At 70.2% G+C, this 12637-nt stretch carries 9 protein-coding genes; 2 read left to right on the forward strand and 7 right to left on the reverse strand.

Going from position 1 to position 12637, the window contains the following annotated elements:
- Nucleotides 1-175: 175 nt before the first annotated feature.
- The 5 genes from ABZV58_RS19845 to ABZV58_RS19865 all read right to left on the reverse strand — a co-directional run bounded on the left by ABZV58_RS19845 (nucleotide 176) and on the right by ABZV58_RS19865 (nucleotide 7970).
- Complete coding sequence (locus tag ABZV58_RS19845) at nucleotides 176-1189, reverse strand: HEAT repeat domain-containing protein (protein ID WP_355001592.1); 1014 nt, start codon at nucleotides 1187-1189, stop codon at nucleotides 176-178.
- A complete protein-coding gene (locus ABZV58_RS19850) occupies nucleotides 1183-1869 on the reverse strand; it encodes a HEAT repeat domain-containing protein (RefSeq protein WP_355001593.1) in 687 nt (228 codons plus the stop codon). Before ABZV58_RS19850 ends, ABZV58_RS19845 begins: the two co-directional genes overlap by 7 nt.
- 86 nt (nucleotides 1870-1955) lie before the next feature.
- Entirely contained in the window at nucleotides 1956-3482 is a 1527-nt protein-coding gene (locus ABZV58_RS19855) for an FAD-dependent monooxygenase (protein ID WP_355001594.1), read from the reverse strand.
- Between the two features lie 579 nt (nucleotides 3483-4061).
- Nucleotides 4062-4712: a pentapeptide repeat-containing protein gene (locus ABZV58_RS19860; RefSeq protein WP_355001595.1), complete on the reverse strand. Its 651-nt coding sequence runs from the start codon at nucleotides 4710-4712 to the stop codon at nucleotides 4062-4064.
- A gap of 69 nt (nucleotides 4713-4781) precedes the next feature.
- A complete protein-coding gene (locus tag ABZV58_RS19865) occupies nucleotides 4782-7970 on the reverse strand; it encodes a carboxyl transferase domain-containing protein (protein WP_355001722.1) in 3189 nt (1062 codons plus the stop codon).
- A 50-nt stretch (nucleotides 7971-8020) separates the two neighbouring features.
- Between ABZV58_RS19865 and ABZV58_RS19870 the strand changes: the two genes are divergently transcribed.
- Nucleotides 8021-8653 carry a helix-turn-helix domain-containing protein gene (locus tag ABZV58_RS19870; protein WP_355001596.1) on the forward strand — a complete coding sequence of 211 codons (633 nt, stop codon included), beginning with the start codon at nucleotides 8021-8023 and terminating at the stop codon, nucleotides 8651-8653.
- Between the two features lie 64 nt (nucleotides 8654-8717).
- Here ABZV58_RS19870 and ABZV58_RS19875 read toward each other — a convergent pair whose 3' ends face one another.
- A complete protein-coding gene (locus ABZV58_RS19875) occupies nucleotides 8718-9191 on the reverse strand; it encodes a DUF1801 domain-containing protein (protein WP_355001597.1) in 474 nt (157 codons plus the stop codon).
- Between the two features lie 43 nt (nucleotides 9192-9234).
- Nucleotides 9235-9663: a VOC family protein gene (locus ABZV58_RS19880; protein ID WP_355001598.1), complete on the reverse strand. Its 429-nt coding sequence runs from the start codon at nucleotides 9661-9663 to the stop codon at nucleotides 9235-9237.
- Nucleotides 9664-9788: 125 nt separating this feature from the next.
- Between ABZV58_RS19880 and ABZV58_RS19885 the strand changes: the two genes are divergently transcribed.
- Nucleotides 9789-12587 (forward strand): LuxR C-terminal-related transcriptional regulator, encoded by a 2799-nt coding sequence (locus ABZV58_RS19885; protein ID WP_355001599.1) that lies wholly within the window; start codon nucleotides 9789-9791, stop codon nucleotides 12585-12587.
- Nucleotides 12588-12637: the final 50 nt, after the last annotated feature.

Below are 12637 nucleotides of genomic sequence, written 5' to 3' on the forward strand. Positions count from 1 at the left end.
CCTCGATGCGGTGTGGTCGCTCCGATCGACCACGTGACACCGCTCGATCTCGTACTCCAGCACCCGGTCGGTGCGGTACTCGGCTATTGCAGCGACTGGTGGATATTGCGCTGGAACCGATCGAAGGTGGGCGGGGCGCGGGTCGAGGCCAGCAGATCCCGGGGTTCCGGGCAGCTCAGGGCATCGTCGGCGCTTCGAGCACTTTCACGAGGGACGAGGCGAGGAGGGCCACGGCCCGATCATCGTCATCGGCCAGCTGCCGCAGGATATCGAGCGCGATGGTCCCCGGCATTTCGGCGAGTGCCTGTGTCAGTCGCATCCGCACCGCCGAATCCGCTGTGGGGATCGCGAGTTCATCGGCTATCGCGCTCATGATCCGGGCCGCCCACTCGGGGTCGCCTGCCAAGGTGCCCAGTATCTCGGCTGCCTCCACATCGTTCGGGCCTTCGACCACTGTGCCGACGAGCGTCGGCACAGCTCGGGTGACGCCGCGCGCACCGAGGGCCAGGGCGGCATGTCCGCGGATCGTCGTGTCCGTATCGCCGAGCGCGTCTGTGAGCGCCGCGATCGCTTCGTCGCCGGGTAGTTCGGCGAGCGCCAGGACCGCGCGCCGCCGGATGTCGACGTCGTCCGAACTCATGGCGGGTATCAGACTTGCCACACCGTCACCGCCCGCCCTCGTGAGGGCCCACCGAAGGGCCCCTGCGACGTTCGGATCCGATTCGGTGAGGACCGCCTCGGCCAGCAACTCGGCGGGCATCGCCGGGACCTCGGCCGAGGCCAGAACGGCTTGCTGCCGTCGCGCGGCACTCGGCGATTCGAGTCCGTGCAAAAGCTCGACGATGCGCGCGACGTCCCGCCAGCTCGAGGGCTCGGCCGTATCGACCATGCGGAGCCGCTCGAGTAGCTCCCGCTCCCGGTTCAGTCGTTCCTCGGCTTTTCGGATGAGGTCGCCGACCAGTGCGGATGGAGTGAATCCTGGATCGTCGAGAGCGGATCCGATCTGACGCAGTGACAGTCCCAGGGATCGCAGACCCTCGACGTGGAAGATCCGCCGGATGTCGTCGGCAGAGTATTCCCGGTAGCCGCCCACGGTGCGGCCGGTGGGTCGTACCAGCCCGAGCGAGTCGTAGTGCCTGAGCATTCGGGCGCTCACACCCGAGTAGCGCGCCACTTCACCGATCAGCACGCGGTTTCCTCCTTCCGGTCCGGACCGAGCGCGACGACCCGCCGTGCCTCGTCGACGGCGAGGTCGAATCCGGCGTCCGGGTCGTGCAGCAGCCGCCGCGTGGCGCTCGCATGGGCACGCACCGTCGGGTCGTGACTTGCCGTCGCCGCCTTCAGGATCGGCTCGATCACGTCGCCGAGCGCGACGAGGGCGCGGCTCAGACTCAGCCGTACGTCCCGGTCACCGCGGCCCAATTGACTGGCCAGTTCCGCGGCCAGCACCGCCTTCTCACCATCGGGCACGAGAACGACGGCGGCGCGCCATGCACTCCGCGCGACGTCGTCGTCGGAATCGTGCAGCAACGACCGCGTGAGCGCGGGCCACGCGTCCTTGTCCCCGATCTTCGACAGTGTGTGCAGGGCCTGGCTCCGGGCTTGTGCGCGTTCGGAAGACAGTTCCGCGCACAGTTTCGGAACCGTGATCTCCGACGGGTGGCGGGTCAGCGCCCAGGTGAGCATGTCGCGCACGAAGAAGTCCGGCTCGATCGCGCACCGTGCTACGAGCGCATCGATGAAATCGGGTGCGGGTCGCGTACCGATCGCCAGCGCCGCCTTCAGCCGCGTCGACGAGTTCCCAGCGGCCAATGCGTCGCGCAGCCGCGTGTCCGGTGAATTCCAGTGTCTCGAGTTGATGGGGACCACCTCCGACCGCCAGTGAAGACCTTCGCACTGTGACAAGGTCAAGCTGGCGGGCAAGACGACATGCACATCTGAAGTGGGCGTGGCGCTTACGCAGCGGCCGTCGAGCCGAACCAGTGCGACAGCGCTTCGCGCAGAGTCGGTGCGGCGGTCTCGGCCGGTTCGCCGATCGTGGCGGCCCAGGCGATGTGGCCGTCCGGGCGGATGAGCAGGGCGTCGGCTGGTTGATCGTCGGCCTTGGCCGTGCGAATGTCGATGCGGTGCGCCCATTCCCGGGCGATCTCGCAAAGCTGCGAGCGTTCGGCCAGGTCGAGGAAAACAGGCCGCCCGGCACGCATGAGTTCCGCGACACTCGTCGTGCCCTGGTCGGTGTGCAGGGCGAGATCAGTCGCGAAGACGCCGGTCAGGGCATGCGCACCGGGCATCGGGTAGCGGATGTCGGTGCCGCCGACCAGCGCTCCGATGCGGCGCAGCGCGGATTCGTCCCGGAGCAATTCCTGGAAGACCTCGCGCAGCGAGTCGGCGGCCTCGTCGTGTCCGCGCCGCAACGCCACCTGCGCCCGGGTCTGCAACCGCGCCCGCGCCCCGGCGAAGTGGCGTTCGTCGTGATAGGTGTCCAGCAGTCCGGCCGGAGCCCAGCCCTGGACGTCGGCGGCCAGCTTCCACGCGAGGTTGACCGAATCGAGCATGCCGACATTGAGCGCGGTGCCGGTGGCGGGCAGCAGATGGGCCGCATCGCCGGCCAGCAGGATCCGCCCGGCCCGGTACCGTTCGGCTTGCCGATCCTTGAAGGTGAAGCGAGACAGTCGCTTCGGATCCGACATGGGGAGATCCACGCCCAGCACCCGGCGCACGCTGTCCGCGAGTTCGGTCAGGGTCAGCGGCTCGTCATCGTCGTAGTCCGCGGTCTCGTCCTCGACGGTCTGCAGAAACAGACCCCCGGGGTTGGGCGCGAACGCGAACATTCCGCGGTCGGTTCGGTTGAACCCGAAGGGAAGCCGCCCCAAACCGGGGACATCGATGTCGCCGTTGTCGTGCACGGTGACCGCATCGCCCACCGAGACCTGAGCGACCCGGTTGACCTCCGGATAGGTGGTGCCGGGGAACTCGATACCCGCCATGTCGCGGATCCGGCTGCGGCCGCCGTCGCAGCCGACCAGGTAGCGGGCGGTCAGCCGGTACGGTCCGTCCGGCCCGCGCACGTCCGCGGTCGCCGAGTCCTCGTCCTGGCTCACTCCGACCACCTCGTGACCGCGGCGGATCTCGGCGCCGAGTTCGCGGGCGCGTTCACCGAGTAGTCGTTCGATCTCCATCTGCGGAAGCGGCACCGCCCGCATCGGCGGATCCGCCATCTGCGTGAAGTCGAGATGCGTTCCGCCGAAAGGGAATCGGGCGGCCACGTGTGGGTCGCTGCTGGCCGCTTCGAAGCGATCCAGGATGCCGCGGTAGCGCAGCACGTCCAGGATCCGACCGGCGATACCGCTGGCCTTCGGGACGTCTCGGGGCTCCAGATGCTTCTCCAGCACCAGCGGCCGCACACCGGCCAGGCTCAATTCGGCGGCCAGCGTCAGTCCGGCCGGTCCGGCGCCCACGATGATCACGTCGATGTCGGTCACGCGTTACTCCCAATGTCCGCAGATTCTGGCTCAGGTCGGCAATTCTGCGGCACACCCGGGGTCTTGCCGCAAGGCCCCCGGTCGGCTATACCTTGAAAAGGGAAAGCGCCGAGTACCTCCCGTTTCCATGGAGCGGCTGTTCACGAAGAGCCGGTGCGGAAACCTTCTGGCTTACCGGCGATCTGGTGGCCGTAGTCCGCTCAGTGGTTCGGCGGAAGAATCGGCGGCGCGAACACATCCTCCAACGGAGTCGGTCCGTTGTACCGGCGGCACTGACAACCGACCCACTCCCGCATGCCGTGCATACCCCTCCGCGAGATCTCGGCATGACACTTACCCGTCTCCCGGTCGTGCAGCGCCAGGTCGTGCCCGCAACCGCAGCGCGCGGTGAGCGCCTTCGCCCCCGACCGAGCTCGCCGCCGCCCGAACCTGCCGCACACGAAGCCGACACCGACCAGCGCGGCACCAACCGCAAGGCTCAGGGGATCCATGCCCGAAGTATACGTATACGCATAGCCGCGGTCATTCGAACCGTACAGTGCCGCCAAGGGCCGTGGTCTCGAAGTCGGTGGTTCTCCGTTACGGCTCGTCGGCGACGGTGATGCCGAGGGCGCTTGCGAAACTCGGTGCGAGGTCCATCAGCTGTAAAGGCGTGATCGTCGCGCCGCGGAGGCCGTCGAGTCCTTCGGCGACGCCGATTCGGGTGGCGCCGCGTAGGTCGACCTTGCGCATCCGGGTTTTGTTCAGTGCGAGGTCGGTGAGGGTGGATCCGGGGAAGCTCACCGTGTTCAGCTCGGCGTCGCCGAAATCGGGGTGGCGCAGGACGCAGTCGACGAAGGAGACCTCGCGCAGCTTCGCGCCGCGGAAGTTGACCGAGTCGAATTTGCAGCCCTCGAATCGGACGCGGCGCAGCACCGCGCCGCCCGCGTCCACGCCGGACAGCGCGCCTTCGACGAATTCGGCGTCGTGCCAAGAGGTATCGGCGAGCTCGGTGCCGACGAAGGCGACGGCACGCAACCAGACGTCGTCGAACCGGCCGTACCGGAAGCTTCCCCGGGTGACCGTCAGCGAGCTGAACGCGGACTGCGCGAAGCGCACGTGCTCGGCGGCGGGGTGTTCGAGCTGCCGGTCCTCGACGTGCACGCAGTCGTAATCGCCCTCGCGCGCCGGTTCCTCCTCGAACGGCGTCAGGTATCGCGCGAACGGCAGATCCGCCAGCTCACGTGCCACGCCCCACCTCCCTACCTCGGTCGACAACGGTCGGTCCTGTCTATCAGCACCCACCGACAGCAGACGTCGTCACCGCAGCGTGCGCAACCAGCGGCGGGTGTCGGCGGGATCGATGACGTCGTCCAGCTCCAGCACGGTCGCCGCGGTGAGCGCTTTGCCGTTGGCGTAGGCGAGTCGCACCAGGTTGTCGAAGGCGGTCTGTCGTTCGGCGGGGTCGTCGATGGCGGCCAGTTCCTTGGCGAAGCCGAGTCGCACCGCGCCCTCCAGGCCCATGCCGCCGATCTCGCCGGTCGGCCAGGCGATCACGAAGCGCGGCGCGCGGAACGAGCCCGCGGCCATGGCCTGCGCGCCGAGGCCGTATCCCTTGCGCAGGATCACCGTGCCCCACGGCACCGACAGCCCGGCGGCCTCGATGAACAAGCGGCTGAACTTGGTCACTGTCGCGTGCGTCTCGGCTTCCGGACCGACCATGAAACCCGGTGTGTCGCAGAGGGATACGATCGGCAGTCCGTGCGCGTCGCAGAGCCGGAGGAACATGGCGAGCTTGTCGGCGGCGGGCGCGTCGATGGCGCCACCGAGGTGGTGGCAGTCGTTGGCGATCAGGCCGAAGGGCCTGCCCTCGACCCGCACCAGGGCGGTCACGACGCCGACGCCCCAGTCCGCGCGCAGCTCCAGCACAGAGCCGACATCCGCGACCGCCGCGATGGCGGCACGAATATCGAAGGCGCGCAGACGATTCTCGGGCACCACGTGACGCGCTAGACGCGGATCGGGCGCCGTCCATTCGGCGGTGCCGCCTTGGAAGTAGCCGAGATAGCGGCGAGCGAGGGCGACGGCTTCCGCTTCGTCGGCCGCGACCAGGTGCACCACGCCGTTGCGGCGCTGGACATCGATCGGCCCGATGTCCTCCGGCGCGTAGACACCGAGACCGCCGCCTTCGATCATGGCGGGGCCGCCCATGCCGATGTTCGCGTCGGGGGTGGCGATCACGACGTCGCACATGCCGAGCAGCGCGGCGTTGCCCGCGAAGCAGCGGCCGGAGACGATGCCGATCAGTGGCACGCGCCCGGACAGCGCGCCCATCGCACGGAAAGTGGTGACGTCCAGGCCCGAGATGCCCGGGTAGTCGGTGTCGCCCGGCCGTCCGCCGCCGCCCTCGGTGAAGAAGACGACCGGAAGTCGTTGCTCGCGAGCCAGTTCCAGCATTCGGTCGGTCTTCGCGTGGTTGCGCATGCCCTGGGTGCCCGCGAGCACCGTGTAGTCGTAGGAGAGGACGACCGCGCGGCTCGCGTCCGCGCCGAAGCGGTCGGCGTTGATCGTGGCCACGCCGGTGATCAGGCCGTCGGCGGGGGTGTTGGCGATGAGGTCCTCGGGACTGCGGCGCAGCCGCTGGGCGGCGACCGCGAGGGCTCCGTACTCGACGAAGCTGTCGGCGTCGACCAGATCGGCGATGTTCTCGCGAGCGGTGCGCCTGCCGAGGCGGTGGCGTTTGGCGACGGCCTCGGGCCGGGCGGCGTCCAAGCCGACGCGGTGGCGCTCCTGCACCTCGGCGAGGTCGGCGCGGATCGCGTCCAGGTCCACGGCGGTCACGTCCGCGGTCTCGCCGTCGTGCTCGGCGGCGGCCCAGACCAGCAGCGCGGTGTGCGGATCGACCGTGTCGCCGGGGGCGACCAGGTGTCGCAGTACACGCAGCGGCTGCTCCGCGCGCAGCACGTGCTGCATCTTCATGGCCTCCAAGACGGCCACCTCGTCGCCCGGCGCGACGACGACGCCCGGCTCGACCACGCTCACGACCGTGCCGCCCATCGGCGCCAGCAGCGCGGTCTCCCCGTCGAGGAGCGGGTCGGAAACGCGGGCGACGGCGTTGTCGGACGTCGTGTCGGCCACCGGGAGGGCGGTGGCGAGATCCCCTGCGCGAGCGACGAATTCGGCGACGCGCTGCTCGAACCAGGAGGTGCTCACCGTGCGTCCGTCGGCGAGTTCGTCGAGCACGACGCGCAGCACCGTCGCGTTGGTGTCCACACCGGCGACCACGGTCTCGGCCAGCGCGTCGGCGCACCGACGCAGCGCCGCCGGATACGTCCCGGCGCGCGCGATCACCTTGGCCAGCAGCGAATCGAAGTGCACACCGTGCCGCATACCCGCGTACAGCCCGGTGTCGACCCGCACGCCGACGCCGGTCGGCGCGGCGAACCGCGCGACGGTGCCGGAGGCGGGCAGCACTTCCCCACCGGCCGTGACGATTTCGGCGTTCACCCGAGCCTGGACCGCGTAGCCGCGCGGCGCGAGATCGGGCAGCGCGAGCTCGGTGAGCGAGGCGCCGCGCGCCAGCTCGAACTGGATCGCGACCAGGTCGATGCCCGTGACCTCCTCGGTGACGGTGTGCTCCACCTGGAGTCGCGGATTCACCTCCAGGAACCAGTAGTGCGCTCCGCTGACCAGGAATTCGACGGTGATCACGCCGCGACAGCGCACCGATTCGGCGAGCGCGACGGCGTCCGCGTGCAGCCGCTCGCGCAGCGCGGTATCGAGGCCGGGCGCGGGCGCGATCTCGATCAGCTTCTGGTGGCGGCGCTGCACGCTGCAATCCCGGTCACCGACCGCCACCGCCGCGGCGCCGTCCGCGACGACCTGCACCTCGATGTGCCTGGCCTCCGGAACCAGCGCCTCGGCGTACACCGTGTCGTCGCCGAACCCGGCCCGCGCCTCGGCCCGGCAGTGCTCGTAGGCGGTGGCCAGTTCGTCCGGGTCGCGCACCACTCGCATGCCGCGTCCACCGCCGCCCGCCGCCGCCTTGACCATGACGCCCTCCGGATAGCGGGCAAGCAGCTCGGCGATCTCGTCCACACCGGACCCCGCGGGTGTCGCGGGCAGCACGCGCACGCCCGCGCGTTCGGCCGCCGCACGCGCCGCGGTCTTGTCGCCGAAGATCCGCAGTACTTCCGGCGTGGGACCGACGAAAACCAGCTCGGCCGCGGCGCAAGCGGCCGCCAGATCCGCGCTCTCACTGAGGAATCCATATCCTGGGTGGACCAGCGCTCCGGCCCCCGCCTTCCGCGCCGCGGCGACGATGCTCGGCACGTCGAGGTAGGCGGACGCGCCGTGTCCGGACAACGCCACCGCGTCATCGGCCAGGCGCACGTGCATGGCCTCGCGTTCGTCCTCGGTGTACACCGCGAGCGTGGAGTATCCGTGCTCACGTGCGGTCCGCAGGACTCGAACCGCGATTTCTCCTCTGTTGGCCACGACGACGCGCATGCCGCCCAGTGTCGTTGACATTGACGTCAACGTCAATGAGCATGGGTGTCGTGACCTCTTCCGCCTGGTCGGTGCGCGCCGCGCGCGAACGCTCGCACACCGACCGCCACCGCGACTTGCTCGACGCCGCTGCCAGGGTCTTCGCCGCGCGCGGCTACGCCGAGACCACCGTCGCGGCCATCACCGCAGAGGCCGGTGTCGCGCGCGCCACGCTGTACGTGTACTTCGGGTCGAAAGAGGAGATCTTCCACGCGCTGGCCGCCAGGGTGCGCGACGATTTCCTCGCCGCGCAGGAACCCGGGCTCATCGGCGACGATCCGCGAAAGACGTTGCACGCCACCATCGACGCCTTCGCCGCCGCGGCCCGCGACGCCGGTCCGCTGCTGCGGATGATCGAGGAACGCGGTGCCATCGAACCGGCACTAGCGGGTCTCGCGACCGAGATCGCCGAACGTCCGATCCGTCGCTTCGCCCGATGGATCGAGCGCCAGCGGCGGGCCGCGACGGTCGCGCCGATCGCCGAGCCGCGCGTGGTCGCGGAGACGATCGGCTATGCGCTGGCCAGCGGCGCGCTACAGCGCCGGGCCGCGGATTCGGCGGCGTGGGAGGAGTATCTGCGCAGCATGCGGACGGTGGCGGAGACGCTGCTCGGCATGAGCTCCGCAGCGGCTCCCGCATCCTGAACTCGCGGTCCCCTGCCACCGGGGTGCGGGTACGGTCCGCTCCGCGCCCCGATAATTGGGCGCCTCAGCCCACCGCCCGCCGCACGAGCTCGCCGATCCTCTTCTCGTCGTCGGCGGTCAGCTTCGTCAGCGCGAAAGCCGTCGGCCACAGGGTGCCGTCGTCGAGGTTCGCCGAGTCGTTGAAGCCGAGCGTCGCGTACCGCGCCTTGAACTTCTCCGCGCTCTGGAAGAAGCACACGACCTTGCCATCCTTGGCGTACGCGGGCATGCCGTACCAGAGTTTCGGCGCGAGCTGCGGCGCGCTGTCCTTGACGATGGCGTGGATCCGTTCGGCCAGAACGCGATCGGCGTCGGCCATGTCGGCGATCTTGGCGAGCACGTCCTGCTCACCGTCGGCCTTCGTGGCGCGCGAGCCGCGGCGCGCGGCCGTCTTCAGCTCCTGGGCGTGCTCTTTCATCGCGGCAATTTCTTCGTCGGTGAAGGCGACAGCGCTCTTGCTCTTGGCGGCGGTGCGGGTGGTGGTCTTCTGGGTGGTCATCGTCGGTTCCTTCGTCCGGGGGGTTGATGGGGTCGGGCGGCGCTCAGCTGTCCTGAAGCAACCCGAGGACATTGCCGTCGGGGTCGGTGACGGTGGCCACGAGGCGACCGGCACCGACGTCGCGCACGGGCTCCTTGACCGTGGCGCCCGCGGCGGTGACTTCCGCGAGCTTCGCCTCGATGTCGGGCACGTGCCAGTACGCCACCGGGGCGGTCATGTTCTGCGGTCCACCGCCGGGCACCAGCCCGATGTGCTGGCCCTCGACTTCGAAGCCGACGTAGTAGGTTCCGTCGGTCTGCGGCTCGACGCCGAGCAGCGCGGCGTACATCTTCTTGGCCGCCGCCAGGTCGGAAACCGGATGCAGGACGGTCTTGATTCCCGCGGTCATGCTCACTCCTGATGTGGTCGAGATCGTCTTGGGCGCGGAACCGGAGGGCACTCGCACCGTTTCGGCCGTTCCTCCGATGTCCATGGCAATTACGGTAGGCACGGCGCGGGGCACCGACATCCGTGCCGACCACGGAAGGCTCCACTGAACGTGTGCGTAGCTTGCCCGTGCGACCCCGGGGACAAGACCCGTACGGGAAGATGGGCGACGTGTCGAAGCAGAAGGTCGCCGTAGGGATCTCCGACCGGGAGGCCGAAGTCCTGAATCTTGTTGGGCAACATCGCAGCAATGCGGAGATCGCCGCGCAGTTGTTCATCTCGGTGCGCACCGTGGAGACCCATGTGTCCTCGCTGCTGCGCAAGGTCGGTGTCCCCGACCGGCGGGCGCTCGCCGCCCGCTCGGCCGAATTCGCGCGGGCGGAGCGGATGAGCGAGACGATCGTCGCCCTCCCCTCGCCCCTGACGTCGTTCGTCGGCCGAGCTCGGGAACGCGACGCGCTGCGCGAAGCCGTCCGGGCGCACCGCCACGTGACCGCCCTCGGTCCCGGCGGGATCGGCAAGACCCGGCTGGCGTTGGCCGCCGCCGCGGATCTGGCCGGTGACTTCGCGGACGGCGTCTGGTTCGTCGACCTCGTGCCGGTCACGGATCCCGCGATGATCGGCTCCGCCGTGGCCAGCGCCCTCGGCCTCGGCGAGAACCCGGGTCGCGGCCTCGACGACTCGGTGCAGTCCGCGCTGGCCGATCGCCACACTCTGCTCGTGCTCGACAACTGCGAGCACCTTCTCGACGCCGCCGTGCCGTTCATCGAGCGCCTGCTCGCGCGCTGCCCCCGCGTGACCGTCCTGGCCACCAGCCGGGCTCGGCTCATGGTGCCCTTCGAGCACGTCTACGTGGTGCCCCCGCTGTCCCTCGACCGCGACAACGACGCCATCGCACTGTTCCTGGAACGCGCCTCCGCTTTGGGCTGGGCCGTGGATCCGGAGCAATACGACCGAGTCACCGAGATCTGCGAGCGGCTCGACGGGCTGGCTCTGGCGATCGAACTCGCGGCCGCCCGGCTGCCCACGCTCGGGCTCGACGGTCTTACCGCGAGCCTGGCCGACCCGCTGCGGCTGCTCGTCGGCGGACGTCGCGCCGACGACCGGCACCGGTCCGTGCGGGCCATGCTCGACTGGAGCCAGGCGCTGCTCACCGACCCGGACCGGTGCCTGCTGCGCCGCGTCGCGGTCCTCGTCGCGCCGTTCACCGCCGCCGACGCCGCGGTGGTGGCCGGTTATCCGCCGCTGGCGCCGGACGCCGTCGCGGACGGGCTGGCTCGGCTCGCCGAGCAGAGCCTGCTGACCACCGTCGCGTCCTCGGCCGGTACCCGCTATCGGGCGTTGGAGGCGATTCGCCAGTACGAGACCGAGCAACTCGGCGCGACCGGCGAACTCGCCGAAGTTCTCGCCCGTCACGTGCGCTGGTGCGCGAAGACCGCCGCCGAACTGGCCGTGGAATTGCCCGCGACGAGCGGCGGGTGGCGCACCAGGTTCGACGCGGCGGTCGACGACATCCGGGCGGCGCTGGCCTGGGCGGCGGAACAGCCCGGTCATCGCGCCGAGGCGCACGAGCTCGCCGTGCTCCTGGCCCAGCTGACTTTCGCCCGGAATCTGGTCGGTGAGTCCCAGCAGCGCTACGAACAGGCGGCCTCGCTCACCGACGATCCGGCGGCCGCGGCGTCGGCGCTTCGGTCCGCCGCGGCGGTGGCCGGTTGTCGCATGCGCGGCGAGGACATGTACCGCCTCTACCGCGCCGCCGCCGAGACCGGCGCCCACGACCCCGCCGCGGCCGCACGCGATCTGGCCACGGCCGCGATCACGGTCTATCGGATGACCGACACGTTCAGCCAGCTGCCGCCCTCGGGCGTCGCCGCGATGCTGTTGTCCGAGGCACGCGAGCTCGCGGGTGCGGATCCAGCCGCGCAGGCCGCGATAGCGCTGGCCGAGTGCGGGGTGCTCGCCGACGCCATCGATCCGGATCAGGGTGGGCTCGGCGCGCCCGAGGCGATCGCGCTCGCCGAACGAGCTGTCGATCTGGCGTATCGGACCGGCGATCCGCTGGCGCAGAGCGCGGCGCTCGACGCACTCGCCGCGGCCCAGTGCTGGGCGGGCGACACCTTCGCCACCGCGGCGACGGCGCTTCGGCGAGTCGAGCTCCTCGGGTTCGTGCCGGTGACGCCTGCGGGCGCGGTCGAGCGGGTCAACGCGCTCGCGGAGGCGGCCGAAACCTGCGTCGGGGTGGGCGATTTGGCGAACGCCCTGCGCTGGGGTGAGCAGCTTCGCGACCTGCCGCTGCTAGCCGAGCGGGGCGACTTCGCCACGTCCCGGCTGCTGGTGGCGAATGCGTTGGCGGGCAATGTCTCCGACGTGCTGGCGGGCAGCGGGCGGTTCCTCGACGGATGGGAACTTTCCGGACGCCTGCCCGCACCTCACCTCGGCACGGCGGCGGCCGCGGTGGCGCTGGTCCACGGTTTGCGTGGTGACGACGCGGCGCGCGCCGAGTGGTTGGCCACCGTCGACGCGCTCGGCGTGACGCGCGAGCAGAAGACCGCCTACAGCGCCGTGTTCGACGCGATCGTCCTGCTGCACCGTGGACAAGCCGACCGGGCGCTGGCAGGGCTGGCGGCGGAGCCGGACGAGATGGACGAGCGAGTCGTCTGGGTATGGCGCCATTGGTATCTGGCACTGCGCGCCGAGGCCGCGGTGCTCGCCGGTCATCCGAACGCCCGCGACTACCTCGCCGCGGCGCGAACCGTCGTGGCGGGCAACCCGATCGCCGACGCGATCCTCGATCGGGCCGCGGCCCTGCTCGACAACGAACCCGACGGCCTACTCGCCACCGCGGCAGCCTTCGAAGCAGCCCGCTGCCCCTACCAACAGGCCCGAACTCTGACGCTCCTCGGGGGCGACTCCGTCGAGGTCGGCAATGCCCTTCTGGCAGACCTCGGCATCACCCCTCCCACGCCATAACGAACCCGCACAACCGCTGGCGAGCCGCACATCGTGCCCTCGAACGACTT

It is taken from the genome of Nocardia sp. NPDC004654, assembly GCF_040609595.1.
Taxonomy (GTDB): Bacteria; Actinomycetota; Actinomycetes; order Mycobacteriales; family Mycobacteriaceae; genus Nocardia.

Coding starts and splice junctions, on each gene's coding strand:
- ABZV58_RS19865 (WP_355001722.1), bottom strand. CDS start 7,970: ATGCGCGTCGTCGTGGCCAACAGAGGAGAAATCGCGGTTCGAGTCCTG.
- ABZV58_RS19875 (WP_355001597.1), bottom strand. CDS start 9,191: ATGACCACCCAGAAGACCACCACCCGCACCGCCGCCAAGAGCAAGAGC.
- ABZV58_RS19880 (WP_355001598.1), bottom strand. CDS start 9,663: ATGGACATCGGAGGAACGGCCGAAACGGTGCGAGTGCCCTCCGGTTCC.